This window comes from Anaerolineales bacterium (genome assembly GCA_030583885.1).
Lineage (GTDB): Bacteria > Chloroflexota > Anaerolineae > Anaerolineales > Villigracilaceae > Villigracilis.
Window position 1 is genome coordinate 1,544,724 of record CP129480.1, and the last position, 26,399, is coordinate 1,571,122.

The following is a 26,399-nucleotide window of genomic DNA, read 5'->3' on the forward strand; positions in this document are numbered from 1 at the left end:
AATGGTTATTTTTGTGTTTATGCTTGGCATAGCTTTATGTTTTTTTCTTCACTTCACCCCCGCCACCTTCAAACCATCCTGAAGAATTGCCTGCACCTTGTCCGCGTGACGGGTCTCGGTGTACACACGCAGGATCGGCTCCGTGCCGGAGAAGCGGATGAGCATCCAGCCGCCGTCTTCGAGTTTGTACTGGAAACCGTCCATGGTGATGAGATCGGTCACCTTCAAGCCGCCCAGCGTCTTGGGGTTGTTATCGCGAATGATCTTCTTACGCGCTTCAGGGTCGCCGCTGAAGGGACTGTCCACGCGGTCGTAGAAATATTCCCCGCCGACTTTGTCAAATAAATCTTTCAGTAATTCGGTCGGTTTCTTGCCCGTCTTGACCATGAAATCGAGCATGTACAAGCCCGCCAAAATCCCATCACGCTCAGGGACATTGCCGCGGAAGGCGTAGCCGCCGCTTTCCTCACCGCCGATGAGCGCATTGGTCTCGGTCATCTTTGGCGCAACGAATTTGAATCCCACGCCCGTCTCATGGACAGGCACGCCATAGAGCTCGCCGAGTTTGTTTAATATACCTGTTGTCGAGAGTGTCTTCACAATGTCACCGCGCTCGCCGCGTACCTCAAGCATGTAATATGCCAGCAGACCAAATACACGTAATTGATTGATGAACTCGCCGTTCTCGTCGCCGATGCCGCAGCGGTCTGCGTCGCCATCCAGGATCAACAGCACATCTGCTTTGTTCTCAACGGTGGCTTTCAAACCCACGTCAATGTTCGGGCGGATGGGTTCGGGGCGTTTCATTTCAGGGAAGGACGGATTGCGTTCGTTGTGGATTTCCACGACTTTCGTTTTTCCGCCTGCCAGTAATCGTGTGAACCAGTTTGCGCCGTTGCCCCACATTGAATCCACCAGCACAGTCAAGCCTGCATCTTTGATGGGCTGGAGATCGATCAATCCATCGCGGGTAAGATGCTCGATGTATGGCGTTGCCGCATCGAATTTAACGATCTCGCCAGCGGCTTCGGCTTCTTTATATGCCTTGCGCTTCACATCTTTCACGTCGTCGGGGATTCCACCCTCGATCTGTTTCAACCCCTCGGGGTCGATTGCCCCGCCTGTCTCGTTGCGGACCTTGAATCCGTTATCCGTAGGTGGATTATGGCTGGCGGTCATGTTTACCGCGCCTGCGGCTTTCTTATCCACAACCGCATAGGCAATGACAGGTGTGGGTGTGGCGCTGTCTGTTAGATAAACCTTCAAGCCGTTGCCCGCCAGCACTTCAGCGACGGCGGCGGCGAAGTGTTCGCTGCCAAAACGCATATCGTATCCGACGACAATCGATTGCCTTTTTTTGCCCTGCGAAAGCATGTAGGACGCAAACCCCTGTGTACAGCGGCGGACGTTGTCGAATGTGTAATCCTCCGCGATCACGCCGCGCCAGCCGTCCGTGCCGAATATGATCTTGTGTGTCATTGTATCTTCTCCTGGAGTATCTGTAGTTTTATGTTTTATTCATCCGAGCGCGATTGATCATTTGCATCACTTGCTCATTTGCATTCACGATATAAAAATTTATTTTGGGGTGTTCAGACTGAAATACCCTGAAAATCTCATCCGCAAACGCCTGCCCAATGCTGCCTACATCTTGAAAATCCAGGATAATTTCCTTGAACTTTTCAAATCTTGATAAAAGTCTTTTCGCCTGAGAGCGTGAAATTAGATTTTCATCGCCATGTTGAGCCAGAAAAACAGGCACATGTGTTTTTGAAAAATCGTAATCCTCATTTCCAGAATAAAAATCGAACACTCCTTTTGTGGTGCGGGTTGAATTAAGTCTAATTCTCATTCGTATTGCAGTTCCACTTATTTTTTCATCTTTCGTTTCAAGCAGCCAATCACTACCTTTGGCGCTGTCCAGTCTGGATGAATGTGAAAAAAACAATTTTTCTGAAGTTATGGAAAATGCATCGAAAATTCTTGATGAAAAGAAAATACCCTCCCCGGTATGTTTTTGCGGGTCGGTGGTTAATTTGCCTTTTGAGAGTTCAAGAATTGCGTGCAATGAATCGCTTAAGTTAAATACTTTTTGTATCTTGTTGAAAATCCCCACTCCATCATCCCAAATGAACATTTGGATTTCTTTTAAGGTCTTTTGAACGTTAACCATGACTTTGTTCCCTTCGGAATGGTCTATGGCATTATTTAACATTTCCGTAAAACCGTATTGGCAAATTTTGTAAACATTGTCTGGCGTTCCCTCAAGCAATGGCGCAATGCTTATCCTCCAAACGGAATCTTCTTCCAGCCCCTTGAGTTCAAATGTGAAAGTTTTATCGAAGATTGGTTTTAATGTATATCTTCTATTTTTTGTTTTTCCCTGCACTTCAAGCGTACCGTCTTTAACCAAAGAATTGATATGCTTCAAAACGGCTTGACGTGAAACCGAAAACGTTTCCGCGGTTACAGTGGAAATTTTATTTTGATGCTCTTCTATATTATTAATAATAAAACTACGAATTTCATCAGTTTTTCGGGGCGCCATGTTCAATCCTTGTTGACAACTTTTGACACCTTTATTGTAAACTTATTTTGCTTTATTGTCAACTTTATGGCGTTGGTGTCGTTTCCAGTGTTGGTTCGGTGGTGGCGGTGGGGGTAATCGTCGGTTCAGGTGTTGGAGTGGCGCTGTCTGTTAGATAAACTTTCAAGCCGTTGCCAGCCAGCACTTCAGCAACCGTGGCGGCGAAGTGTTCACTGCTAAAACGCATATCGTATCCGACGGCAATCCATTGCCCTTTTTTGCCCTGCGAAAGCATGTCGGACGCAAATCCCTGTGTACAGCGGCGAACGTTGTCGAACGTGTAATCCTCCGCGATTACGCCGCGCCAGCCGTCCGTTCCGAATATGATCTTGTCTGTCCTTGTATCTTCTCCTCAAAAATGATGATCTGCAAAAATTATACCCGCCGCGGGTGTAAATATCATCCCTAAATCCCACCATCCCCCCTTTATGATGCTTTCTACTTTAGCCCCATGAACTTGCTGATGGCGTTTATAAAATTCAACATAAATGCGATGCCGTTGCCCGGCATCGCTAAAAGCAGGTTTGCTGTAATGGTAATCAAGCCAAGAGCAACCACGATGGCTGACAAACTTCTTTTAAGAGTTTTGTTTTCGAACAAATCATCATGGGATCTTCCAATTTGAATTGTGATTAATATCAGCAGGGCGGGCATAAAATCTTCTATAAACCTCATGGCCACAAAGTAATAAGACATCAAAATAAGGATTGAAATACTGCCCGATCCCAATAAAGCAAAAAACAACCAGGGTTCCGCCAAAGTGTATTTTGTGCCAGGTGCGAAGAATTTTTTTGGGATAAAAAGCTTTTTAAACAGGTGGTAAACGGGTAGAATCGAAAGGAAAATATATGGCGTAATATAAAACAGCCCACCAAGCCTGTCGTTTGAGTGAAGATACTCAATGCGACTTATGTAGGGGAACTTTGGCATCATTTTCAGCGGATACGCAAAATACAGTTTTGTATTGTATGAAATCCTGGAAATAGAGAACAAGCCTTCAAATTTTGTGTAGTCAATATTGGCTAATTGATAGGTCAATCCAAATTCAAAGATTGAATCGAAGCGTGCCCAGTTGTACCAAGCCAGTCCGATGCCTGCCAGTATTAATGGCAGCAACAATGCTGCAAGTATGGATATGGGTGTTTTTATTTTGGTGTAAGAGTAGCAACGAATTGCATAAACCAGCGTAAAGCCAACACAAAAAAGGACGGAAGGCAGGATGATGATCCTCGTTCCAACTGCCAGTGCCCAATGGGCGGTAGCAAGGGCGAGTTTCCAAATAACGGGTTTATCATCTCTCAGGGCGGAATATAACCAATAAAATCCTCCGATGAAGAAAAATTGACTCCCAAAAATTGCTGCTTCATAAACCATGGCACCCTTCAATATGATGGTTACAGGTGTGGATAGTCCAACAACGAATAATAAAAAGGTGAGCAACCAGGCAGGCGAGTATCGAATGGAATTTTTCCAAAAACTCCATATCAAAAGTGCCATATATAAGAAAACCCCACAAGCAAATACAAACGCCAGATGAAAATCAGCAATATTGGATAACTGATTCAGGTTAAATGCTGTTAATAAAACTGCCGGTACGGGTCCCCAATAAAGATAGAACTTTCCTTTGTAGAGCGATACGTCCCAAGGGAAGTTCTCAATGCCTAATTGCCTGCGCAGAAAATAATCATACGGATTGTCCAATGCCAGTAATTCAGGAGGCGGTGCATCTGCTATATATAAGCGGCCACCCTTGAAACTTTTTGCCAACTCGCTGTAGTAATCATAATCCTGTTTTTCGGCCCTCCGAATTATTCTTTGATCTAGCTGAAGAACCCATGAATAGATAGTGATGGTAAGAACGGCAGCAAGAATGGATGCAATTGTTATTTGGTTTGTACGGCTGAAGGATTTGTTGAGTGCGCTTAAATATTTATTTATAATGCTGGCTGCTTTAGCACCCCAAAAATGGATTATCGTACCAGCACCCAAGGATGCCAGCCCCCCTGTTAGTAGAATTATCCTGCCTCTCCCCCATTCCTGATTGTTATCCAAACCCAATTGATATGCAAAGACTGCCATAGACAAAAATAAAACAGCAAAAATAGTGAAAAGCCATTTCATTCAAGCATCTCCCAACTGGGCATGGTTTATAATTGTAGATATAGAGTTTATAAATTGATTGAAATCAAGTTGTTTTTTTTTTACTACGGTGTCATAGTTGGCGTAACTTCCAACGTCGGCTTGGGTGTCGGTGTTTCTGACGGCGGGACGGGTGTTGGCGTTGGGGTGGGTGGCACGTTGCCAGAGATCAAAATTTGCCATGCGATCTCCAGGTCGCCTGAAGCCACCACTGGGAAGTCGGGCAGGTTGCCGAGCGCAAGGTCCAGCCGCGAAATTGCCTGTGCCAGTGTCGCATCCCGTTTTTCGCTTTGCAGTTCAGCCAGCAGGCTGCGGGCGGTTTGCACATCCGCTTCTGCCAGACCGAAATTGCTTTGCGCCAGATACAGTCTTGCGCGTGCCAGAATATCCAAGGCGCGGGTGAACATCACTTCCTGCTTCAATTCGAGCAGCTGCCTGCTGTTGTTTGTCCGCAGTTCGGTTTCGAGCGCGGCTTGCATCTCCTCCAGTTTTTGGATCGAAAGCGTGTGCGCCTTGGCAGACGACTCGAGCGCATCCACGCGGGTTTTCATCTCATTCAACTGCGTTTGCAGGGACGCGATCTCCGCATCCATGCCCTGGATCTCGGCGGTGTTCTGCTCCACAGGCGCAATGAACGTCCTTTGAATGTATGGCAGTCCGTAATACAGCGCCGCACCGATGACCACGATCAATGCTGCGACAAGGATCAATTTCAGCAAGGCTCTCAGGAAATTGACAAATGCCCGCCCCAAACGCGACAGGAGGGATGGTTCGTCTTCGACAGGTTCCCGCTCAGGCTGTTTCTTCTCGACGGGTGCGGGCAGCGCCTCCTCCTCGACGGGGATCAGGGCTTTGTTTTCTGATTCATTTCCCTGCGCCTCGGCAAAAAGCTCCAGCTTTGCAAGCAGGGACCTGCCCATGCCTTTTACGTTCAGGGCATCTTCTTCAGATTCGAACGGGCGCGCGGCGATGAGATTTTCGGCAACGCTCCGCCCAACGCCGGGGACTTTGATTAATGTATCAAGGCCTGCGTTGTTGAGAAACATAAGGAAGTTGCTCATGGTGTCTCCTATTCTGTCATTGTACATCAAAAGGCATCGGTTGAGCATCTGATCGAGGAAACAGGATCAACTTCAAGTCTGGGATCGAGGCGCGGCGTCAGATTTTGGGAGTTTGAATTTCATCCATACCACCGCAATCGATATGAGGCTTGCTGTAAGCGCGATCCAGAACGGGGTTTGCGGTGAGACGCGTTCCCAAAGTTGCGCGCCGATCCATGGCATGGGCAGGGAGAGCAGACCGAGCGACGTGCCGAAGAAACCGAATGCCAGCCCGCGTTTTTCTTCGGGGATGACTTTCGAGATAAGCGATTGATAGGCGGGCATTAAACTACCGGTGCCAAGCCCGAAGAAACACATGGCAAGGATGAAGCCCGCGAAGGTGCTGGAGTTGAGCAGGGTGAACAGCCCAAGCCCGTTCAGCGTGAAGCCCACGACCATCGCGACCCGTTCGCTGAGTTTGTCGACCAGCGTTCCAGCAAACGGAGCGGCGAGGATGGCAGCAACCCCAACCGCCGCGTTGACGATGCCTATCTCCCCAAGGTTGAGTTTTCCGATGTCGGAAAGGTAAATGGGGAAGAGTTGCCCGATCAGGCTGTAGGATGTGTCGCCGACGGCGTCTGTGACCCAGATCCAGGTGAGGATGCCGCCGCCGAGGAGCAGGGCAAAGATGGCGGCGAGTTGTCCCTTGAAACCGCTGAAGGTCGGTTTGACCGCGTCCCGGCTGGGTTTGAAACGTTCGTTGGTTGCCATCCACACGCGCAGGAGGGTGGCGGCGAGATAAAAGCCGAAGGCCACACGCATCATCAATGCAAAGCCGAATTGATAGGCGAGGAAGCCCGCCAGCGCGGGGCCGATGACGGTGACGGTTTGGTACATGCTGGTGGTGATCCCGAATACCCGTCCGCGGGATTCTTCGGACGACTGCTCGGAGATGTACGCGCCGAAACTGGGTCCGACCACGGAGTTGGAAACGTATTCGATGCTCAAGCCGATCAGCACCCATTGCCAGTTGGGAGCGAAGGCGAAGATGAGATAGCCGAAAACCGCGATGGAACTGCCGATCGCCATGATGCGCAGGCGTCCGATGGTATCGGAAAGCCAGCCGCCGAAAATCTGCAGGACCATCGGCACGAGGGAGGCAAGCGTGAAGACCATGCCGACCTGAATGACGCTTGCGCCGAGGTCGAGCATGTAGAGCGATAACATGCTGTATACCATCTGTCCCGCGATGTTGGCGAAGATCATGCCTGCCAGAAACCAACGCAAGTTGACGTTGAGGATGGGTTTATTGTCCATGTGACAGGTATTTTATCATCCGGGGAAATTTATTTGCTATAATCGCCTCCATGCAGTGTCTTGATTGTGCCGTCCGGAAAAATCATCCGGAATTCCAGATGTAGGATGCCGCTGCGGGTGGTTGGGAGGTTATTGTGACCATGGTCGCGCTTGTGTTCAGCATCTTAATCAGTACCGGCTCATTTGCCTGGGGGTATACAGAAATGGGGTCCGCTACTTTATCTCACTGGATGATCGCCTTTGGTCTGCTCTGGCTTTTTTCCCAATGGCGCGGCTGGAAATGGTTCCCCTCTTTCGCCTTGCTTCTTTCCATCCTGGCTGCGATGATCGGATTATGGATTAACGTCTCCATCGGTTGGATGTTCAGCGGCGCGATCTTTGCCCTGTTCGCATGGGACATGACAGAACTGCGAAAAAAACTGAATCTTTTACCCCCGCGGGAGGATGCCGGCGGCTTTGCACGGCGCCATCTTCTGCGTGTCAGCCTGCTCGCATTGGGCGGCTTGCTGTTCGCGTCTGCGATGATGTTCTGGTGGGGGCAATTCACGTCCGCCTGGGGGACGTTCCTTTTTTGTGTGATTTTTCTTGGGCTGGCCGGACAATTGCCGGCATGGGTAAAAAGGTAGAATGCTTAACTGAAAACTTTAATTTTCAGAAAACGCGCATTTGGGAATGTCCGATGTCCAGGATATTCCATTTGATTTCGATGGTAGACATCCCCCCCCCCCCTTATATTTTTAATGCCCGGCTGCCACTCGAATTCAAAGTTTTCAAATTTGTATGGAAACCTGACAAGATGTCAAGGAGAAAACCTTTTCTTTTTTCAACGGGTCATATACAATGCTATAACTTCATCTTGTGAAAAAAGAGACAAAAGGAGTCCTATTTTTTTGTTTCCAAATTATTAAAGGAGGATGTAATGTCTGTTCGTACCAGTAATCATGTAATTATATTCCTTGTTCTGGCAGTTGCTTTGGTGATGAGTTTGGTTTTCCCGTCCGCTGTTCTTGCAGATGATGGCACGCCGCCGCCCGAGGAAACGGCAGAGGCTGTATCGCCGCCGCCCGATGAAACTGCGGAGGCTGTATCGCTGCCGCCCGATGAAACTGCGGAAGCTGTATCGCCGGACGAGGATGCTGCTGATGCCGTTCCACCCGAGGAGAGTCCCCCGGCATCCGTGGCGGAAATCGTTGAGATCATGGAGGAGGCCGGGGCTGTGCTGGCGGATGGGAACGGTGACCCGATTCCCTTGGCGGCGGAAGCTGCACAGACTGCCCTGCTTTTCCCAGACCCAATCGGCTGCCCTCCCGGAGTTCAACCTGTGTCATGGGGCGGCACGGGAGCGGGCTGTACCGTTTCGTATGCATCCATCCAGGCTGCGATTAACGATGGATTGGTTCAATCAGGTTGGACAGTGTACATCGATCCCGGAACATTTTATGAAAACGTCAATGTTAATAAGTCAGTAACCCTGCAGGGAAGCGGTGTGGGGGTTACGATTGTTCATCCCGGCGCCACCAGCACTCCTGATCTTGGATGCGGTGCTGGCAGTTGTGCGTCCATTGCCAATACTGTGTTTTATATCACCGCTGATAATGTGACCATCCGTGACCTGACCATTGATGGCGATAACCCCCTGGTGGCCAGCGGCACAGTCGTCAATGGCGCCGATATTAACGTGCGCAACGGCATTTTTGGAAATTCTGCTGACAACTTGGTTGTCGAGGATACCGAGGTGAAAAATACATACCTGCGCGGCATCCAGATAGCATATGGCGACTCGTTTGAAATCCGCAATAATACCATCCAGAACGTTGACGGCAGCCCATATTCGATTGCCCTCTTTAATTTTGGCGGAGGCGGTGTGATCGAGGGCAATACCATCAATGAAGTGGGGGACGGGATTGCTTCCAACTGGTCCACGGGTACGCAGGTTCTGAATAATACCATTTCAAACATGGGCACCGGTATTCATACTGACAACACACAGGCATCGGATGTCATCAGCGGCAACACGATTTTGAATGGTTCGTCCAATTCATACGGCATTTTTGTGTTTGCGCCATATGCCCCGGTCGCTGTCACGAACAATACAATTACCAATGTGGATGTCGGCCTGACGGTCTCCGGGAATGGCTGGGGCGATACCCTCAACACCATCACGATTGATAACAATAAGGTTGCCACAAATGTGATCGGGGCGTATGTGACGACGGATGTCTGGGGTTATTTTTTCAGCGATGTGAGCGCTTCGTTCACCAATAACGTTTTTACAGGTGGGGATTATGGTTTCTACCTTGAATCAAACGGCAGCGGCGAATACTATGGCAGTTATGATTGCAGCGGTGCGGGCGGCGACTGCGTATTGAACGTGACCGGCTCGGGAAATTCCATTACAGGTCAAAACCTGTTTGCGGCTACAACTGCCACGGGACAGCCAAGTTGGACCCCAGGGAACCCTCTCAGTTATTACGGCGTCTACAATGTGGACTTGCGTGGGAATTGGTGGGGCGACGCCAGCGGACCGAACGACGATAATACGGTCCCGGACAGTTGTGGCATCACACTTGACAACCCGGCGGGTTTGGGCGGCAATGTTTCCGAGTGCATCCTGTACGACCCGTGGCTTGTCAAAAACCCGTTTCTGCCTCCCGTGGTTGACAAGGTGGACGATGAGGAAAAAGGTTCCAAAAAGGATTTCCCCGCCTCCTTGATCCCCGTCACCGGCGGCCAATTGACCAGCATCAGCTGCGAGTTTGAAACCTCCACCCTGTTGATCGGTGACATTAAAGTCATTTTTAGCGGTTTATGTGGTTACGAAGTATTATTGGAACTGCTGACCTATGAAACACTACCGGCCAGTTTGAATGACGGTGAAGCCCTCCTGTATGGTTTGAATATCATCCTTTTTGAAAGGGGAGTGCCTGTGGATGGCCTGCCTGCGAATGCAAAAGTGATCATCTCCTATCCTGTGGCCGGTGTACCGATGAAATGGAGTTCCTCCGCTGTCAATCCCTGGCTTGCCTTGGAAGGCAGGCAGGTGGATGATCGTTTCGAGGTGGATGTCGATTCCGGCACCTTCATTTTGATCGGCAATTAACATTCATAGGAAAATCCCTCCTTGAAAGAGGAGGGATTTTTTATTTAAGACCCATCAGCCATGCCTCCGTTTCACGCGGATGTTTGAAATGGACCAGCGTCAAATGCCGGTGCTCGGGGAGGGAAAGAAGAAATGGCGTTTCCCGCTTCCTTCTCCAATACGTTTTGAACAGCCAGTGGAACAAGGACTCCTCTGACCACAATTTGAGATGTTCCCAGAATGTCTCGCGGTTGCCGTTCCATAGATCCTCACGAGTGACGGCGCGGCGGATGGTGCGGACGAGCAAACGCCAGAACACGATGGGGAGGGGATAATCCAGCCAGATGACGGCTTCGGCGCGACTCCAGACGATGTCGCGTACTTTGCTGTAATTTCCCGCCACCACCCAGCCCTTTGCGTCCGTCGTCTCGCGGACGCGCTCACGGAAGACCTCAATCTCCGCCATCATCCAGTTCGGCTCCCAGTGCAAGGCGTCTAGTTCGATAAAGTCCAAATTCAATCGTTCCGACAATGCCTTTGCCAGCGTGGACTTGCCCGATGAAGTGGTGCCGATCACAACAATTCGTTTGCAGGGAAATGCGTTCATGGCGATGCGGGATTATAATTCGTGATAGGTAATATACATCACGCATCAATTCCCCACAAGGATCTTTAAATGTTCGACATCCCCGATGACGAAATTCTGCCCCTCTCGAAAGAACACGTCTTTTGGACGTGGTCGGCGCAAGCCAAAGTCAATCCCATCGCTGTGAAACGCGCCAGGGGCGTGTATTTCTGGGATGTGGACGACAAGCGCTACCTCGATTTCAATTCAATGACGATGTGCGTCAACATCGGTCACGGCGATGAGCGCATCATCAAAGCCATGCAAGAGCAGGCGGCGGAGCTGCCCTACGCGGCGCCGGGCATGACGACGAAGATCCGCGCGCTGGCGGGCAAAGCCGTGGCGGATATTACGCCGAATAAAGCCCTGCGCAAAGTCCTCTTCACGCTTGGCGGCGCGGATGCGAATGAAAATGCCATCAAACTCGCGCGCGGATACACCAAGCGTCATAAAATTCTCACGCGCTATCGCTCCTATCACGGAGCAACGGCGGGTGCAATGGCGGCGACGGGCGATCCGCGCCGCGTGGCGTGGGAGCCGAACCTCATGCCGGGTGTTGTCCATTTTCTCGACCCCTATCGCTATCGCTCCACCTTTCACCGGGCAAACCTGAATATTTCAGAAGAGGATTTTGCGCGGGATTATGTCAACCATCTGGAAGAGATCATCCTGTACGAAGGACCTGAATCCATCGCCGCCATCTTGATGGAATCTGTTACGGGGACGAATGGCATTATCATCCCCCCCAGCGGATACATGCAGGGCGTCCGTGCGTTGTGCGACAAATACGGCATCGTCATGATCGCGGATGAAGTGATGAGCGGTTTCGGGCGTACGGGCAAGTGGTTTGCCATCGAACACTGGGATGTTGTGCCTGACATCATCAGTATGGCAAAGGGACTCACGTCTGCGTATGCGCCGTTGGGGGCGGTGGCGATGAAACCTGAGATCGCGGCGGCGTTCGATGAACATGTTTTCGAAAGTGGGCTGACATACACCTCCCATCCCATTTCACTGGCGGCAGCCGTGGCGAACATCCACGCCATGAGGGAGGATCAAGTCGTGGAACACGCGGCAGGCATGGGTCCGGTGTTGAAGCGCATGTTGACAGACTTGGGCGAAGCGCATCCATCGGTGGGGGAAGTCCGCAATATTGGTTTGTTCGGCATCATCGAACTGGTGAAAGACAGAAAGACGAAAGAGCCGATGGCGCCATGGAATGCGTCATCGCCGGAGATGGTCGCGCTGAGAAAGTTTTGTCTGGATCACGGCTTGTTCCTGTACACGCACTGGCATACCGTGCTGATCATCCCGCCGTTGATCATCACCGGGGAGCAGTTGAAGGAGGGGATGGATATACTGGACAAGGCGCTGGAGATCACGGACAGGGCTGCAAATAAGTAACTGCTGCTGGACTTTTGGGTTTGAAGCAGTACAATAATGGAAACCATCCATCAAAGGAGAATGCGAAATGGAAAACCCTTCGAATGCCCCCATCATGGAACACAAGCCCGGCCCCGCAGGGTGGCTGCCGGTCTGGATAAAGGCTGTTTCAAAGCCGGGCGAGCAGACCTTTATTGAAATTACAGAAAGCCCCGACGCGACCTCGAAGACCGCCTTTATCTGGATATTTATCGTGGGAACGATTTCGGGAGTCATTCAGGCTGTTCTGCAGGCCATTTACACGATGACCGGGACCACCCCCCAGATTACCATACCGGGCTTGGAGGAGTACACTCAAAACGTTGGCAGCGGCGATCCGTCCAGCGTTGTCATCACGTTGCTCATCAGCGTTTGTCTTTCGCCTGTCGCGGGCGGGATCTCCGTGCTTTTCTTCGCGCTTGGCGCTGCCATCGTACAATGGATCGCCAAACTGTTCGGAGGTATTGGAACGTTTGACAAACTTGCCTACGCCCTCGCGGCGATTTCCGTGCCGTTCACCCTGATTTCCGCAGTGCTGACCCTTTTCAGTGCGATCCCATATGTGGGGGCTTGTTTTGGGATCCTTTCGATTGGCCTGGGCATCTACGCCCTTGTGCTTCAAGTGATGGCGGTCAAGGGCGTGAATCGCTTTGGATGGGGTCCCGCGATCGGCTCTGTGTTCATCCCGGGGCTGGTCATCTTTGCCTTCTGCTGCTGTATTGTGTTTGCAGGCATTACGGTGCTGGGACCTATGATCGGGGAGACCTTCGAAGGCTTGCAATTTGCCCCGTAACATGGCATTGAATTACACAACAACGAAAACCTCCCCGGCGGCGGGAGGTTTTTGTTGTCGCTACGTGCAATCCACCGCCGTGTGCGATGTGCAAGTTCCACCCGATGTATAATTTGCCGGGTTGCCAGGAGATATCAATGCCCAATAAACTTGAAGAAACCGTCCGTGATTTGTTCCGTACCCACGATTTGCATTTGGCCGCCGCCGAATCCTGCACAGGCGGGTTGATCTCACACCGCATCACCGATGTGCCCGGCTCTTCGGAATATTTTACGGGCGGTATCGTGGCTTATTCCTATGAAGCCAAGGCATCCCTGCTGAATGTTTCCTGGGATACCCTCAATACCAAAGGCGCTGTCTCAAAGGAAACGGTCCTCGAAATGGCACGCGGCGTGCGCCATGCATTGCAATCTGACATTGCGGTGAGCGTCAGCGGCATCGCCGGTCCGGGCGGCGGCACGGCGGAGAAACCCGTCGGCACCACATGGATTGGTCTGGTCACCCCCGAAGATGAATGGACGCGTCATTTTATCTGGGCTGGAGATCGTGCACAGAATAAACAATATTCCTGCGATGCCGCCCTGCAATTGATCCTGGATTATCTTGAAGGCAAACTCAAATGAAAACGGTTATCATCGTCTCTGCCATTGCGGAATGGAACGCTGTAAAGGAAATTTTTCCGCAGCTTGAAATCGTCCGCTTCCCGTACGGTGAATCGTCCGTGTTGAATCTCAGGGATTGGAATCTCACGCTTTATCACTGCGGCTGGGGAAAGATCGCCTCGGCCGGCGCGATCCAATACATCATCGATCATGATCAGCCCGACCTGATCGTCAACCTCGGCACCTGTGGCGGATTTGAGGGGCTGGTCGAACTGGGCGACATCGTGCTCGTGGAACGCGCCTTTGTCTATGACATTGTGGAACTCATGGGAGACCTCAACATCGTGGAGTACTACGCCTCCTCCCTCGACCTGAGCTGGCTGCCAGACCCCCAGCCTCATCCCACCCGCCGCGGACTCATCGCCTCCGCCGACAGCGACCTGCCGCCGCATAAAATTGCCCATCTTAAATCTCAGGGAGCCATTGCCGGGGACTGGGAATCGGGCGCGCTGGCCTGGGTGGCGAACAAGAACAACGCGCGTTTGCTCATCCTGCGCGGCGTCAGTGACCTGGTCAATGAGCAGGCTGGGGAGGCGTACGATAATCTGGCATTGTTCGAGGAGCGTACAAAAGGTATCATGCGGACGCTGTTCGATCAGCTGCCGGATTGGCTGCAGACTGTAAAGATGTAGGCGCCCACCCGCCCGGGGCGAACCAGCGCAGGGTTTTCTTACACTCCTCTTATTGACTTCCCTTTTTGGCGCTGTTATCATTATTCCGCTGTGACTGGCACTCTCGTTTCGAGAGTGCCAAATTATGAATATGACCAACCTTACCGAACGCCAGAAGACCCTGCTTCTACTTATCATACGTGACTACATCGATTCCGCTCAGCCGGTCGGCTCGAAGCGGCTGGCGGAGCGTTATCACCTCGACCTTTCCTCTGCGACCATCCGCAACGAGATGGCGGCGCTGACAGAGATGGGCTACCTGCGCCAGCCTCACACCTCGGCGGGGCGCGTTCCATCCGAGGAAGGGTACCGCTATTTCGTCAGTGAGATGATCCAGGATGCCGAACTGCCCGAAACCGTCCAGCATACCATCTCGCACCAGTTCTACCAGGCCCGCGCCGACATGGATCAATGGATGACCCTCGCGGCATCCATCCTTGCACACCAATCACAGGGTGTTTCAGTCATCACTGCGCCGCACGCACAACTGGCAAAGTACAAACACGTCGAATTGATCTCCACCCAGGGACGGCAGGTCTTAATGGTTTTGGTGCTGGCCGGAGGAGAGGTTTCCCAGCAGATTCTGACACTGGCGGAACCCGTCTCCCAGGAACGGCTCAGCCAGACCACCACGCGTCTTAACAACCTCCTTGCTGGTCTTCCCGTGGATGCGATTGACTCCCTTGCGCATCGCCCAGACGCGCTTGACCAGGACATCCTGCTTCTCATCCTGCAGGATATGCGCCGTGCTGCTGCGAGTGCCTCCGGTGAAATTTATACAGACGGGTTAACCAATGTATTAAGTAAACCCGAGTTTTCAGGTTCGGATGAAGCGCGGAAGACCCTGAAATTATTCGAGGAGCGTTCGACTCTGCAGGACCTGCTCGTACGCACGACCACGAACAGCAACATCGGCGGACTTCAAGTGTTGATCGGCGGGGAAGGTGAATGGGATGAGCTGCGTCAATGTTCGATGGTCATCGCAAGATATGGCGTCCCTGGCATGGCGACAGGCGCACTGGGTGTGCTGGGTCCCATGCGGATGTCCTACGCAAGAACGATCCCAACCGTGCGATATGTCGCTGGTCTGTTAAGTGATCTGGTGAACGAAACGATTTCAATTGAATAAAACAATATTCGACAATTCGATACGCGAATTTCGAATATCCAATATCGAACAGCGAGAGTGAGAGCATGACCGACAAAAAGAAACACAAATACGAGGAAGAAGTAAATGAGATTCAGGCTGAAGGGGATGCAATGCCCGAGGCGGCCCAACAGCCCGCGGCGGGGCTGGAGGCGTTACAGCGTCAGCTTGAAGATGCGGAAGCGAAGGCCTCTGAATATAAGGACAGCTGGGCGCGGTCCCAGGCGGAATTCCAAAATTACAAGAAGCGCATCGAGCGTGATACCGAGATGATGTATGCCGGCATGAAGGGCGATATCATCAAGAAGATGCTGCCTGTGCTTGATGATCTGGAACGCGCGCTGCAAAACCGTCCCGCGGAGGATGCCTGGGCGAACGGCATTGAATTGATCGTGCGCAAACTCCAAAATACTATGGAAAGCGAGGGTGTGAAACGAATTGAAGCGGAAGGCACAGCCTTCGACCCGAACTTCCACGAGGCCATTTCACATGAACCTGTTGACGAGGTGGAGAGCGGCCATGTGATCGAAGTGGTGCAAAATGGCTACATGCTCGGCGAGCGCGTGATCCGGCCTGCGATGGTGCGGGTGGCGCAATAACAGTATGTCAGATATCACGTGTCAGACTGCTTGATGGGTGATAAAACCTGACACCTGACACCTGACACCTGAAACTTGACACTGGAGAACTTAATTATGGCAAAAATCATTGGTATTGATCTTGGCACGACAAATTCGGTTGCCGCTGTTATGTCTGGCGGTGAACCCGTTGTGATCCCTTCTGCAGAAGGGGAAAGACTTGTCCCTTCCGTGGTGGCGGTGAATAAAAACGGCGAGCGCCTGGTGGGCCGTGTGGCCCGCAACCAGGCGATCACGAATCCACAGAACACGATTTTTTCGGTGAAGCGTTTTATGGGCCGCAAGTCCGATGACCCCGAGGTGGAACGCACCCGCAAGCGCGTTCCGTATGCCGTGAAGGGTGCCGAGAACGGCGATGTGCGCGTGACCCTGGGGGAGAGGGAGTATTCTGCGCCGGAAATTTCAGCAATGATCCTTGCAAAGATCAAGGCGGATGCCGAGGCATATCTGGGCGAAGCGATTACGCAGGCGGTGATCACCGTCCCTGCATATTTCAACGACGCGCAGCGCAATGCCACCAAGGACGCCGGCAAGATCGCCGGTTTGGAAGTGCTCCGCATCATCAATGAACCGACCGCCTCCTCGCTTGCGTACGGCCTCGATAAAAAGAAGAACGAGGTCATTGTCGTTTATGATCTTGGCGGCGGCACATTCGATGTATCCATTCTCGATGTGGGTGACGGCGTGTTCCAGGTGCGAGCCACGAGCGGCGACACCTTCCTCGGCGGCGATGATTTCGACCTGCGCATCATGGATCATCTTATCGAGGAATTCAAAAAGGATAATGGCATTGATTTGAACAATGACCGTCAGGCATTGCAGCGCTTGAAGGAGGCATCTGAAAAGGCGAAGATCGAACTTTCCACCGTGATGCAGACGGAGATCAATCTGCCCTACCTGACCGCGGATGCGAACGGACCAAAACATCTGGTGATGACCATGACACGCTCCAAGCTGGAACAGATCACAGCGGACCTTGTTGACCGAACGATTGCTCCTGTCAAACAGGCATTGTCCGACGCCGGATTAAATGCAGGGGATATCAGCGAGATCGTCCTAGTCGGCGGAATGACCCGTATGCCCGCCATCCAGGACCGTGTGCGTGCCTTCTTTGGCAAGGACCCGCACAAAGGTGTGAATCCGGATGAAGTCGTGGCAATTGGCGCGGCGATTCAGGCGGGCGTGCTCGGTGGAGAGGTGAAGGATATTCTCCTGCTCGATGTCGCTCCCTTGACTCTCGCAATCGAAACGCTGGGCGGCGTTGCCACGGCTCAAATCGAGCGTAATACCACCATCCCGACCCGCCGCTCGCAGGTATTCTCCACCGCAGCGGACAACCAGACGCAGGTTGAGATCCACATTTTGCAGGGTGAACGCCCGATGGCGGCGGATAATAAATCGCTGGGCAAATTTATTTTGGACGGCATTCCACCCGCGCCGCGTGGGATGCCCCAAATTGAGGTCACCTTCGATGTGGACGCGAACGGCATTTTGAAGGTCAGCGCGAAGGACAAGGCTACGGGACGTTCCCAACATATTACGATCACAGCTTCCTCCGGTTTGAGCGACAGCGAAGTGGAGCAGATGCGCAAGGATGCCGAGGCTCACGCAGATGACGACCGCAAGCGCAAGGAAATGATCGAAGCGCGTAACCATGCGGATAACACAGCCTATGCCGCGGAGAAGGCTTTGCGCGAGTTCGGCGACAAAGTCCCTGCCGAGGTGCGCAGTGAGATCGAAACCCAGGTCGCCGAGACCAAATCTGCGGCGCAGGGCGAGGACGTGGAGAAGATCAAAGCAGCCACGGATGCGTTGGGTCTGGCAATTCAAAAGATTGGCGCATCTGTATATGAGCAGGGGCAGGCTGCTCCTGGCGGCGAAGCGGCCGGGGAAGCCGGGGAAAGTTCGTCCACTGATGAGAATCCCGATGTGGTTGATGGTGAAGTGAAGGAATAGACCTGTAAAAAGACAAAGGCACAGGCTTTCGACCTTTGACTTTTTTACCTTTGACCTATGAGCAGCAACCGGGATTATTACGAAGTACTTGGCGTGGGACGGAACGCGAGCGATGACGAAATCAAAGCCGCGTTTCGTAATCTTGCGCGCCAGTATCACCCCGATGTAAGCAAAGAACCGGACGCCGAGGATCGATTTAAGGAAGTCAATGAAGCCTACGGCGTGCTTTCGGATTCCGACAAGCGCGCACGCTATGACCGCTTTGGCAAGGAGGGACTTGGCAGTATGGGGGGCAGCGGTTTCCATGATTACACTGTGGACTTCAACGATATCTTCGAAGACCTGTTCAGTGGATTCGGATTCTCGACGGGGCGCCGTTCACGCAGATCTCCGCGCCGCGGACGTGATTTGCAAATGGCGGTTTCGCTCAAGTTTGATGAGGCGGTCTTTGGCGTCGATAAGGAGATCGAATTCGAGCGTGACGAGACTTGTTCACGCTGCGGTGGCAATGGCGCAGAGCCCGGCACAAGCCCCGTGAAATGTTCGAACTGTAATGGACAGGGTGAGGTGCGTCAGGTGCGTCAGACCTTTTTGGGTCAGATGGTGCAATCTGCCACATGCCCTGCCTGTAACGGACGAGGTGAGACGATTTCATCGCCGTGTAAAACATGCCGGGGCGGCGGGTTGGAGCGCAAGCGGGTTAAAAAGAAGGTGCAGATCCCCGCAGGCGTGGATCACGGCACGCAGATCCGTTTGAATGGGGAAGGCGCTCCCGGTGTATTTGGCGGTCCGAACGGCAGTCTGTTCGTTGTGCTGGATGTGAAGCCGCATCAGTTCTTCAAACGCCGCGAGAATGATATTTTGTTGAACCTTGATATCAATGTGGCGCAGGCCGTGCTTGGCGCAGAAATTGAGGTGCCGACGCTTGACGGCGATGAGAAGTTGAAGATCCCCGCCGGCACCCAGCCCGGCAAAGTCTTTACAATGCGCGGCAAGGGTGTGCCGTATTTGAGACGCAGGGACCGCGGCAATCAGTTGGTGATCGTGAACGTGGCGATCCCCGCCAAGCTGACAAAAGAACAGCGCGAGTTGTTTGAGAAGCTGGCGGAGAGTTTGGGTACGGCCGTCAAGCCGCAGGAAAAAGGATTTTTGGACTGGTTGAATGAGGCATTGGGGGGATAGTGGAAAGTGGAACCTGGCCAGTGGGAAAGTAAGGTACATAGGCCTGGTTTAGATGGGCAGGGAGTTGTAAGCAGTAACTGGCGGGTGGATAGCCTGCCAGTTCAGAGAAAGTATGGGCCATGAATATAAAAAAGCATTCGCGCTTGATGGTCGTTCTAGTGTTGTTGGCGGGAATATTATTAATTGTTTTTACACAAGTTGAGCGTGTAAAGGCAACATTTAGCGACATGCATGCAGCGGTGGTCCTGCTTCGTGTACAAAGCGAAATTATGCAAAAATCACCCGCCGGGCAATACTACGAGTCGTTGTTTTGGAAACATAATGATGAGTTAATGCGAATTTCCTCTGCTTATCCTGAAAACAGGCTGGAACTTATGCGTATAACCCGCATGTTTATCCCTGGGCTGGAATCTTTATTGGAAGGAAATGGCAATACAGTTCGAATCACCGCCGAGCAAGTTGAAGGCCTGAATTCATATTTGAATTGGCTCGTCTCTGTTGGGCATGCCTCCTTACAGGAGGATATCATGAGAGAACAGCAAAGATTGCCGCTTGAATACTTTGCAGGGAGAACCATGGACGAGGCTTTGGAGCTTATCAATTCAAACTGGTCGTCTGATTCTATTGTAGAAAAGACCCTCGTTCAGGGCTCTGATGGGAAATGGGCATACTATGTCCACAATGGCGTCTATTTGGAATATCCGGGCAGTTACAATTTGCAGGTGTCGGGCACTGAAAAGGATTTTATTTACTTTATGCCGTCAACGGGAAGCCCTGCAGAATGGAATCCCTGTGTGATGAAAGTCCGTGTATGGCGCCTTGCTGCAGGCGAGAGGGATTCGAATTACTCGCACCCGTGGTATTCCGATAAAAGTGTCGTATGGCAGACTGCAATTCAAAATGAAGATTTTCAGGGCTTTGAGTTTATTGTCAGCATCGAGTCTTTTCCTGTAATGGAGTTTCATGCTTTTCAATATAATGAGGAACATGAAATTGCAGCGGATATCTGGGTTTTTGTAAATGAAAACCCTCAAGTCCCCAATGACTTTGATTATCCTGCAATGCTTGATCAAAGATACGAATATTTTCAGCATATGGCCCATCGCCTTCAAATTCAAAGCCCTTAGCTTGTATCCTGGAGGGCAGCGGGCGGATAATAATGTCCGCTCGTTTTTTGTTGTCCGCAGTCCATCGCCCGCCGTCGTTTATAATCCTTCGAACATGGTGAAAAACGTATTGCGCCTGTGGCGTCTCCTGCCGATGTGGGTGCATATCCTTGCTGCAAAACTTTCACGCTCCAAATTCCGTGCGGCGGTGGCGGCGTTGGTGTTCGATGGGCAGGGACGGGTGTTGCTTTTCAAACATACCTATCGTAAATTTGAGTGGGGCATTCCTGCAGGGAGTCTTGAGTATCGTGAGCAGCCTGCGGATGCGATCCTCCGTGAGTTCTTTGAAGAGACAGGCATGCAGATCAAAATCGAGCGTTTGCTGACAGCAGTCAGCGCGCAGGAGGATCACCATATCACCATGGTGTATTTGTGTAAAATAGTAGGTGGCGAGTTTAGACCCTCGTACGAGATTTCTGAAATAAAATTCTTCGACCCAAACGATCTGCCGCACATGTTGTTCGCGGAAAAGGATTTAATCCGCTGGGGCGCAAAGGAAGCAAATTGACAAATCTACTTCTTATCGGTTTTGGCGGTTTTATCGGTTCGGTCATGCGCTATCTTGCCAGTGGATATGTGCAACAGGTATCGAAGAGCGTTGGCTTTCCCTATGGCACGCTTGTTGTCAATGTAGTCGGGTGTTTTATGCTCGGGCTCCTTGCCCAGCTTGCAGAAACCCGAGGCGCTTTTACCAGCGAAACGCGTTTGTTCGTTTTTGCCGGCATCCTGGGCGGTTTTACAACATTTTCAACGTTTGGCAACGAAACACTCTATCTCGCGCGCGATAATCAAATGATGGCCGCGCTTGGAAACATCGGCGCGAATGTCATTTTCGGCCTCTTTGCTGTTTGGCTTGGACGCACCATTTCGTATTTGATCTGGAGGTAGGGATGAAGTTACCGCAGGAAGGTTATTTGCTTCGCATATTTATTGGCGAGTCAGATAAACACGAACATAAACCGCTGTACGAATGGATTGTCCTGCTGGCGCGCGAGCAGGGATTGGCGGGCGCGACCGTCCTGCGCGGCATGATGGGTTTTGGTGCGAACAGTGTCATCCGCACGTTCAAGATCGAGCGTCTTTCCGAAGACCTGCCCATCATTGTGGAGATCGTGGATACAAAGGAAAAACTCGAATCGTTTCTTGATTTAATTGATGAACATATTCAGGCAGGTCTGGTCACGTTGGAAAAGGCGCAGATCCGATTTTACAAGGCCGATAATAAATGAACTGGCTTGAAGTTTCGTTGACCGTGGACGGCGAGCTCGCCGAGTCTGTTGCGGATGTGCTGGCTCGTTTTGCGCCGAACGGCGTGATGACCGAGCAGGGCGTGCGCTTTGTCAACGATGAAGACGAGGGCACGGCCACAGGTCCCATCACGGTGCGGGCATATCTCGAAGTGAACGATCAACTTGAAGAGACGCGGCAGAAGATCGAGGAGTCGCTTTTCTATCTGGGGATGATTCAGCCTGTGCCGACTCCCATGTATACTCAGATCGCGGATCAAAACTGGATGGAAGCTTGGAAGCAGCATTACAAACCGATCCTCATCGGACAGAGACTCCTGATCCTGCCCGCCTGGTTTGAATCGCCCGACCTCAAGCGCATCCCCATCAAAATTGACCCGGGCATGGCCTTCGGCACGGGCACACATCCAACCACACAACTCTGCCTCGAATTGATGGAACTGTCCAGCGACCACCGTCCCCTGTCCACCATCATCGACGTCGGCTGCGGTTCCGGTATTCTCTCAATTGCCGCCCTAAAACTTGGTGCAAGCAGCGTCCTCGGCGTGGACATTGACATCGAGTCCGTGAAGAACTCGCGCGAGAATGCGGATGTCAATGGCATGGGGAAGGAGTTGATCCTTGGGCAGGGTTCCGTGACCGAAGTGCTGGCGGGGCAGTTCGAGTTCAAGTCCGCGCCATTGGTGCTGGCGAACATCCTCGCGCCTGTGCTGATTCGTCTCTTCGACGCGGGGCTGGCAGACTTGATTCAGCCCGATGGTGAGATCATCCTTAGCGGGATTCTGAGTCATCAGGCGGAACATGTCATGGAGGCAGGGCAGGCCAAAGGGTTGAAGCGAGGCGAGACTCGTCAAATGAAGGATTGGGTTGCAATTTCCATGAGGAAATAAGCGTGTCATTGCGAGCCGCATAGCGGCGAAGCAATCCCCTGATTACGCGGGAGATTGCTTCGCGCGGAAGAACAGCCTCACAATGACATTTTGTAATTCTGTGCTATGATTCGCACATCATGGATCGCCGTACACTCATCCAATACCTGCTCTTGAACGTGTTCGTCTCGGCGAGTGTGACGGGCGGAATTCTGTTCTGGTATGACCGTAATTCCCGTGCTGTCAGCCAGCCTGCTGTGGTGCAGCAACCTGCCCCTGTCAGTGACGCGGGCGCCATGACCAGCGGTGAACTGCAAACGGATATCCCCGTGAAGATCAGCAGTGTTGTTGGTGCGGGAGCCTTGAATTCCGAGATCGTCGTCATCAAGTTTGAAGGACAAGGCGAGTTGGATCTGGCATCCTGGCAATTGAAGGATGAGAACGGCAACACCTTCACTTTTCCCAAACTCATATTGTATCCCAATGGAGCTGTGCAAGTCCACACCAACGCAGGCACGGATACCGTCATTGACCTGTACTGGGGTGTAGGCGATTCCATTTGGAGTTCTGGCGAGAATGCAAGGCTGTTCGATCCGCAGGGAAACCTGCGTGCTGTTTACAGAGTACCGTAGGAAATCCTAACTGGAGATTGGTAATTCACCCGACAGATGCTTGCAGGAGATTGATGATGAGACAAGTAATAGTTTATTCTGGAGAAGATGGCAATTTCATTGCTGAATGCCCCAGCCTGCCCGGGTGTATCAGTCAAGGACGGACTCGCGAGGAGGCGGTTGCAAATATAAAGGAAGCGATTAAAGGCTATATTGCGGCGCTTGAAGAAGATGGACTGCCTGTTCCCGAAGAAAACTTCAGCGCAATAGTGGTAGCTGTTTGAGCGGACTGCCGAGAATTTCAGGGCGTGAGTGCGTAAAGGCATTAAGCAAAGCTGGCTATCACCTCAAACGTCAGGAAGGCAGCCACATGGTTCTTCGGCGTGATGATCCGTTTGGACAGGTTTGTTGTGCCGGACCACAAAGAATTGGACCGCGGAACACTTCGCGCCATCATCCGCCAATCTGGTCTCAGCGTGGATGAATTCATCAAATTACTGTAACTGTACCAATTACTTTCCACCGACCTTTGATCTTCAACCTGATACCTAATCATATGACCCAGGCCCTCTACCGCAAATACCGCCCCGTACAATGGGATGCCGTCATTGGACAGGACCATGTAGTCCAGACGCTTACCAACTCCATCAAGGCAGATAGAGTCGGTCATGCCTATCTCTTCGCGGGACCGCGAGGAACGGGCAAGACCACCGTCGCGCGCCTGCTGGCGAAAGCGGTCAACTGCCTCAACGAAGACCTTGCCCGGCGACCTGACAACACCTGCGACCACTGTGAAGCGGTCAACCAGAACCGCTTTATGGATCTGATCGAGATCGACGCCGCCTCCAACACAAGCGTGGACGATGTCCGCGACCTGCGCGACAAGATCAACTTCTCGCCATCGCAGGGAAAGTACAAGATCTACATCATTGACGAAGTCCACATGCTTTCCACAGCGGCCTTCAATGCGCTGCTTAAAACGCTCGAAGAACCGCCGCCGCATGCCATCTTCGTTTTGGCAACCACTGAAATTCATAAAATCCCCGCCACCGTTCTCTCGCGCTGTCAGCGTCACGAGTTCCGCCGCGTGCCCGTGGATGAGATCGTGAATAACCTTAAACAGATCGCGCAGACCGAGAACATCCAGGCGGAGGAGGATGCGCTTACGCTCATTGCCCGTCAATCGGCGGGCGGAATGCGCGATGCGCAGTCGCTCCTCGATCAACTTGCTTCCACTGGATCGACGATCACGCTTGCCCTCGCGCAGCAAGTCCTCGGTACGGCCACCAGCCAAACCGTGCTGGACCTCATCGCCTCGATCCTCGACCGTCAGCCTGCGCGCGGTCTCGAGACCATTCATCGTGCCCTTGACTCTGGCGCCGACCCGCGCTCGCTGGCCCGCCAGATCGTCGAATACCTGCGCGGGCTCATGCTCATTCAAATGGGCAATATTGAGCAGGTCGAAGCCGCGCGCGAGGTCAAAACTCAAATGCAAGCGCAAGCAAATTCGTTCAACTCGTCGGATGTTTTGCGGATGATGAAGATTTTTAACACTGCCGCCGTGGATTTACGCGGCGGCTGGCAGCCATCCTTGAGTCTGGAACTTGCCCTCGCTGAAGTGCTGGATGCTCCAACCGAATCGGTGTCCTCCGTGGGGGGACCGCCTCGAACGAAGCCCAAAGCTCCTGTTTCCCGAGCCGGATCCAAGCCCGAAGCGGATGTGCTCTACCAGACAAAAAATACAAAACCGGATGTCGAGATCGAAGCACCCGTACTCAATTCCATCGACATCGTCAAGGCATGGAAGTCTTTTATTGCCGCGCTTCCCAAAGCGCAGGCAAATCTCGGCGCGTTGATGAACTCCGTCAAGATGATAGATGTGCAGGGCAGGACCCTCATCCTTGGCATGGCAAGCGACGTGCTCGTGGAGAAACTCAACAAACCCGACCAGATCGAAACCATCCAACGCCTCATCAAAGACCACTTCGATGCGGACGTGTCCGTGCGCTGTGTGGTCACCAACGCCAAAGGTAAACTCCCCACCCACGTCTCGCAGGACGGCATGGTCGCCGCCGCGATCCAGCACGGCGGTGAGATTGTGGATATGGATGAGTAAATTGTCATTGCGAGCCCCAAAGGGGCGAAGCAATCTCCTATTTATTCAGATTACCTCGCCGCAGCAAACGCTCCTCGCATTGATATCAAATTTAGGAGAATAATTTATGGCAAAAGGCTTTAACAAAGGACCCGCCATGGGCGGACAGGGCGGAATGATGGCGCAGATCCAAAAACTGCAACAACAAATGGAGGAAGCGCAGGCGAAACTCGCCGAAGAGACGGTCAGTGCCACAGCAGGTGGCGGCGCGATCAAAGTCGTCATGACCGGCGACCAGAAATGCAAATCTGTCGAAATCTCCCCCGAATTTTTGCAGGACGCAGACGCCGAAATGCTGCAAGACATGGTCTTGTCCGCTGTCAACATGGCATTGGATGAGTCCCGCGCCTTGCAGGAAAAGTTGATGGGTCCGCTGGCGGGCGGGATGCCCTTCTAAAAGTGTTCCCATGTCACGTGTCAGGTGTCAAGCGTTTTTTTCGGCACAGGAGCACGTGACACCTCACACCTGGGACCTGACACATGCTTTTACCCTCCTCCATCCAATCCCTCGTCACCGCCCTCGAACGGCTGCCCGGCATCGGACCCAAGTCCGCTTCGCGGCTTGCGTTCTTCCTTTTGCGTGCATCTGATGAAGTTGCCCAAGATTTATCTGTGGCCTTGGCGAATCTGAAAGCCAACACCGCCTTCTGTTCGGAATGTTTTAACATCACCGACGCGGGACGCGAACGCTGTGAGGTATGCGAATCGCAAAAACGAGATTCATCCCTTATCTGTGTTGTTGAAGAAGCGTTGGATGTCCTCGCGCTGGAGCGCACAGGCGGTTTTCATGGAAAATATCATGTCCTGCAGGGTGTGTTGTCTCCCATCGAAGGCATTGGTCCCGACGATCTGAAGATCAAACAATTGGTGGCACGTGTTGCCGGCGGGGGGGTAAAGGAGATCATCCTGGCCACCAACCCCAGCATGGAAGGGGACGCAACGGCGCAATATGTACAAACACAATTGAAGAACTTCGATGTGCATGTCACCCGCCTTGCAAGAGGTCTGCCTGTCGGCGGCGACCTTGAGTATGCGGATCAAAATACGCTGTTGCGGGCCTTATCCGGCAGGCAGGAAATGAATTAACCAGATA

28 protein-coding genes are annotated in these 26,399 nt (G+C 52.3%); 21 read left to right on the forward strand and 7 right to left on the reverse strand.

Annotation, left to right across the window (positions count from 1 at the left end; genetic code table 11):
- Positions 1–48: 48 nt before the first annotated feature.
- From QY332_07730 to QY332_07755, 6 genes are all read right to left on the reverse strand, one after another.
- Positions 49–1,479, reverse strand: a complete 1,431-nt coding sequence (locus tag QY332_07730) for a phosphoglucomutase/phosphomannomutase family protein (protein WKZ37823.1) — start codon at positions 1,477–1,479, stop codon at positions 49–51.
- Between the two features lie 28 nt (positions 1,480–1,507).
- Positions 1,508–2,548, reverse strand: coding sequence for a DUF4325 domain-containing protein (locus tag QY332_07735; GenBank protein WKZ37824.1), 1,041 nt, complete (start codon positions 2,546–2,548; stop codon positions 1,508–1,510).
- Positions 2,549–2,612: 64 nt separating this feature from the next.
- Positions 2,613–2,912, reverse strand: a complete 300-nt coding sequence (locus tag QY332_07740) for a hypothetical protein (protein ID WKZ38464.1) — start codon at positions 2,910–2,912, stop codon at positions 2,613–2,615.
- Between the two features lie 113 nt (positions 2,913–3,025).
- Positions 3,026–4,708 carry a hypothetical protein gene (locus QY332_07745; protein WKZ37825.1) on the reverse strand — a complete coding sequence of 561 codons (1,683 nt, stop codon included), beginning with the start codon at positions 4,706–4,708 and terminating at the stop codon, positions 3,026–3,028.
- Positions 4,709–4,791: 83 nt separating this feature from the next.
- Complete coding sequence (locus QY332_07750; protein ID WKZ37826.1) at positions 4,792–5,787, reverse strand: helix-hairpin-helix domain-containing protein; 996 nt, start codon at positions 5,785–5,787, stop codon at positions 4,792–4,794.
- A 72-nt stretch (positions 5,788–5,859) separates the two neighbouring features.
- Entirely contained in the window at positions 5,860–7,083 is a 1,224-nt protein-coding gene (locus QY332_07755; protein WKZ37827.1) for an MFS transporter, read from the reverse strand.
- 134 nt (positions 7,084–7,217) lie between these two features.
- Here QY332_07755 and QY332_07760 point away from each other — a divergent pair, with 134 nt between their 5' ends.
- Positions 7,218–7,709 (forward strand): hypothetical protein, encoded by a 492-nt coding sequence (locus QY332_07760; protein ID WKZ37828.1) that lies wholly within the window; start codon positions 7,218–7,220, stop codon positions 7,707–7,709.
- A gap of 293 nt (positions 7,710–8,002) precedes the next feature.
- Positions 8,003–10,183, forward strand: a complete 2,181-nt coding sequence (locus tag QY332_07765; GenBank protein ID WKZ37829.1) for a right-handed parallel beta-helix repeat-containing protein — start codon at positions 8,003–8,005, stop codon at positions 10,181–10,183.
- Between the two features lie 40 nt (positions 10,184–10,223).
- Here the strand turns inward: QY332_07765 and QY332_07770 are convergent, their stop codons facing one another.
- Positions 10,224–10,769, reverse strand: a complete 546-nt coding sequence (locus QY332_07770; GenBank protein WKZ37830.1) for a shikimate kinase — start codon at positions 10,767–10,769, stop codon at positions 10,224–10,226.
- Positions 10,770–10,838: 69 nt separating this feature from the next.
- Between QY332_07770 and QY332_07775 the strand changes: the two genes are divergently transcribed.
- The 19 genes from QY332_07775 to recR all read left to right on the forward strand — a co-directional run bounded on the left by QY332_07775 (position 10,839) and on the right by recR (position 26,392).
- Positions 10,839–12,191 carry an aminotransferase class III-fold pyridoxal phosphate-dependent enzyme gene (locus tag QY332_07775; GenBank protein WKZ37831.1) on the forward strand — a complete coding sequence of 451 codons (1,353 nt, stop codon included), beginning with the start codon at positions 10,839–10,841 and terminating at the stop codon, positions 12,189–12,191.
- Positions 12,192–12,258: 67 nt separating this feature from the next.
- Positions 12,259–13,002 carry a Yip1 family protein gene (locus QY332_07780; GenBank protein ID WKZ37832.1) on the forward strand — a complete coding sequence of 248 codons (744 nt, stop codon included), beginning with the start codon at positions 12,259–12,261 and terminating at the stop codon, positions 13,000–13,002.
- 137 nt (positions 13,003–13,139) lie between these two features.
- On the forward strand, positions 13,140–13,625 hold the full coding sequence (locus QY332_07785) for a CinA family protein (GenBank protein WKZ37833.1): 486 nt from the start codon (positions 13,140–13,142) through the stop codon (positions 13,623–13,625).
- Positions 13,622–14,296 carry a 5'-methylthioadenosine/S-adenosylhomocysteine nucleosidase gene (locus QY332_07790; protein WKZ37834.1) on the forward strand — a complete coding sequence of 225 codons (675 nt, stop codon included), beginning with the start codon at positions 13,622–13,624 and terminating at the stop codon, positions 14,294–14,296. Before QY332_07785 ends, QY332_07790 begins: the two co-directional genes overlap by 4 nt.
- A 124-nt stretch (positions 14,297–14,420) precedes the next feature.
- The gene (gene hrcA / locus QY332_07795; protein ID WKZ37835.1) at positions 14,421–15,464 is read left to right on the forward strand and encodes a heat-inducible transcriptional repressor HrcA; all 1,044 of its coding nucleotides are present in this window, start codon (positions 14,421–14,423) and stop codon (positions 15,462–15,464) included.
- Between the two features lie 65 nt (positions 15,465–15,529).
- Complete coding sequence (gene grpE, locus QY332_07800) at positions 15,530–16,081, forward strand: nucleotide exchange factor GrpE (protein WKZ37836.1); 552 nt, start codon at positions 15,530–15,532, stop codon at positions 16,079–16,081.
- Between the two features lie 96 nt (positions 16,082–16,177).
- Positions 16,178–18,076 (forward strand): molecular chaperone DnaK, encoded by a 1,899-nt coding sequence (gene dnaK / locus QY332_07805; GenBank protein ID WKZ37837.1) that lies wholly within the window; start codon positions 16,178–16,180, stop codon positions 18,074–18,076.
- Positions 18,077–18,133: 57 nt separating this feature from the next.
- Positions 18,134–19,258, forward strand: a complete 1,125-nt coding sequence (gene dnaJ, locus QY332_07810) for a molecular chaperone DnaJ (protein WKZ37838.1) — start codon at positions 18,134–18,136, stop codon at positions 19,256–19,258.
- Positions 19,259–19,377: 119 nt separating this feature from the next.
- On the forward strand, positions 19,378–20,385 hold the full coding sequence (locus QY332_07815; protein WKZ37839.1) for a hypothetical protein: 1,008 nt from the start codon (positions 19,378–19,380) through the stop codon (positions 20,383–20,385).
- A 94-nt stretch (positions 20,386–20,479) separates the two neighbouring features.
- The gene (locus tag QY332_07820) at positions 20,480–20,932 is read left to right on the forward strand and encodes an NUDIX domain-containing protein (protein ID WKZ37840.1); all 453 of its coding nucleotides are present in this window, start codon (positions 20,480–20,482) and stop codon (positions 20,930–20,932) included.
- Complete coding sequence (gene crcB / locus QY332_07825; GenBank protein WKZ37841.1) at positions 20,929–21,312, forward strand: fluoride efflux transporter CrcB; 384 nt, start codon at positions 20,929–20,931, stop codon at positions 21,310–21,312. Before QY332_07820 ends, crcB begins: the two co-directional genes overlap by 4 nt.
- Before the next feature lie 2 nt (positions 21,313–21,314).
- Positions 21,315–21,653, forward strand: coding sequence for a DUF190 domain-containing protein (locus QY332_07830; GenBank protein WKZ37842.1), 339 nt, complete (start codon positions 21,315–21,317; stop codon positions 21,651–21,653).
- Positions 21,650–22,561: a 50S ribosomal protein L11 methyltransferase gene (gene prmA, locus QY332_07835; protein WKZ37843.1), complete on the forward strand. Its 912-nt coding sequence runs from the start codon at positions 21,650–21,652 to the stop codon at positions 22,559–22,561. Before QY332_07830 ends, prmA begins: the two co-directional genes overlap by 4 nt.
- A 119-nt stretch (positions 22,562–22,680) precedes the next feature.
- Positions 22,681–23,172 carry a lamin tail domain-containing protein gene (locus tag QY332_07840; GenBank protein WKZ37844.1) on the forward strand — a complete coding sequence of 164 codons (492 nt, stop codon included), beginning with the start codon at positions 22,681–22,683 and terminating at the stop codon, positions 23,170–23,172.
- Positions 23,173–23,225: 53 nt separating this feature from the next.
- Positions 23,226–23,435: a type II toxin-antitoxin system HicB family antitoxin gene (locus QY332_07845; protein ID WKZ37845.1), complete on the forward strand. Its 210-nt coding sequence runs from the start codon at positions 23,226–23,228 to the stop codon at positions 23,433–23,435.
- Positions 23,436–23,537: 102 nt separating this feature from the next.
- Complete coding sequence (locus QY332_07850) at positions 23,538–23,654, forward strand: type II toxin-antitoxin system HicA family toxin (GenBank protein WKZ38465.1); 117 nt, start codon at positions 23,538–23,540, stop codon at positions 23,652–23,654.
- Positions 23,655–23,707: 53 nt separating this feature from the next.
- Positions 23,708–25,267, forward strand: coding sequence for a DNA polymerase III subunit gamma/tau (dnaX, locus tag QY332_07855; protein ID WKZ37846.1), 1,560 nt, complete (start codon positions 23,708–23,710; stop codon positions 25,265–25,267).
- A gap of 106 nt (positions 25,268–25,373) precedes the next feature.
- Positions 25,374–25,703 (forward strand): YbaB/EbfC family nucleoid-associated protein, encoded by a 330-nt coding sequence (locus tag QY332_07860; protein ID WKZ37847.1) that lies wholly within the window; start codon positions 25,374–25,376, stop codon positions 25,701–25,703.
- A gap of 83 nt (positions 25,704–25,786) precedes the next feature.
- Positions 25,787–26,392 carry a recombination mediator RecR gene (gene recR, locus QY332_07865; protein WKZ37848.1) on the forward strand — a complete coding sequence of 202 codons (606 nt, stop codon included), beginning with the start codon at positions 25,787–25,789 and terminating at the stop codon, positions 26,390–26,392.
- The last annotated feature ends 7 nt before the right edge of the window (positions 26,393–26,399 follow it).

Bases quoted from the DNA above. Each gene is read 5' to 3' on its own strand.
- QY332_07735 (WKZ37824.1), bottom strand. From the start codon at position 2,548: ATGGCGCCCCGAAAAACTGATGAAATTCGTAGTTTTATTATTAATAAT.
- QY332_07780 (WKZ37832.1), top strand. From the start codon at position 12,259: ATGGAAAACCCTTCGAATGCCCCCATCATGGAACACAAGCCCGGCCCC.
- QY332_07790 (WKZ37834.1), top strand. From the start codon at position 13,622: ATGAAAACGGTTATCATCGTCTCTGCCATTGCGGAATGGAACGCTGTA.
- QY332_07775 (WKZ37831.1), top strand. From the start codon at position 10,839: ATGTTCGACATCCCCGATGACGAAATTCTGCCCCTCTCGAAAGAACAC.
- QY332_07820 (WKZ37840.1), top strand. From the start codon at position 20,480: ATGGTGAAAAACGTATTGCGCCTGTGGCGTCTCCTGCCGATGTGGGTG.
- QY332_07860 (WKZ37847.1), top strand. From the start codon at position 25,374: ATGGCAAAAGGCTTTAACAAAGGACCCGCCATGGGCGGACAGGGCGGA.
- QY332_07840 (WKZ37844.1), top strand. From the start codon at position 22,681: ATGGATCGCCGTACACTCATCCAATACCTGCTCTTGAACGTGTTCGTC.
- QY332_07765 (WKZ37829.1), top strand. From the start codon at position 8,003: ATGTCTGTTCGTACCAGTAATCATGTAATTATATTCCTTGTTCTGGCA.
- QY332_07755 (WKZ37827.1), bottom strand. From the start codon at position 7,083: ATGGACAATAAACCCATCCTCAACGTCAACTTGCGTTGGTTTCTGGCA.
- dnaJ (WKZ37838.1), top strand. From the start codon at position 18,134: ATGAGCAGCAACCGGGATTATTACGAAGTACTTGGCGTGGGACGGAAC.
- dnaK (WKZ37837.1), top strand. From the start codon at position 16,178: ATGGCAAAAATCATTGGTATTGATCTTGGCACGACAAATTCGGTTGCC.
- prmA (WKZ37843.1), top strand. From the start codon at position 21,650: ATGAACTGGCTTGAAGTTTCGTTGACCGTGGACGGCGAGCTCGCCGAG.
- dnaX (WKZ37846.1), top strand. From the start codon at position 23,708: ATGACCCAGGCCCTCTACCGCAAATACCGCCCCGTACAATGGGATGCC.
- QY332_07785 (WKZ37833.1), top strand. From the start codon at position 13,140: ATGCCCAATAAACTTGAAGAAACCGTCCGTGATTTGTTCCGTACCCAC.
- QY332_07850 (WKZ38465.1), top strand. From the start codon at position 23,538: ATGATCCGTTTGGACAGGTTTGTTGTGCCGGACCACAAAGAATTGGAC.
- QY332_07770 (WKZ37830.1), bottom strand. From the start codon at position 10,769: ATGAACGCATTTCCCTGCAAACGAATTGTTGTGATCGGCACCACTTCA.
- QY332_07845 (WKZ37845.1), top strand. From the start codon at position 23,226: ATGATGAGACAAGTAATAGTTTATTCTGGAGAAGATGGCAATTTCATT.
- hrcA (WKZ37835.1), top strand. From the start codon at position 14,421: ATGAATATGACCAACCTTACCGAACGCCAGAAGACCCTGCTTCTACTT.
- QY332_07830 (WKZ37842.1), top strand. From the start codon at position 21,315: ATGAAGTTACCGCAGGAAGGTTATTTGCTTCGCATATTTATTGGCGAG.
- QY332_07745 (WKZ37825.1), bottom strand. From the start codon at position 4,708: ATGAAATGGCTTTTCACTATTTTTGCTGTTTTATTTTTGTCTATGGCA.
- recR (WKZ37848.1), top strand. From the start codon at position 25,787: ATGCTTTTACCCTCCTCCATCCAATCCCTCGTCACCGCCCTCGAACGG.
- QY332_07750 (WKZ37826.1), bottom strand. From the start codon at position 5,787: ATGAGCAACTTCCTTATGTTTCTCAACAACGCAGGCCTTGATACATTA.
- QY332_07730 (WKZ37823.1), bottom strand. From the start codon at position 1,479: ATGACACACAAGATCATATTCGGCACGGACGGCTGGCGCGGCGTGATC.
- QY332_07815 (WKZ37839.1), top strand. From the start codon at position 19,378: ATGAATATAAAAAAGCATTCGCGCTTGATGGTCGTTCTAGTGTTGTTG.
- grpE (WKZ37836.1), top strand. From the start codon at position 15,530: ATGACCGACAAAAAGAAACACAAATACGAGGAAGAAGTAAATGAGATT.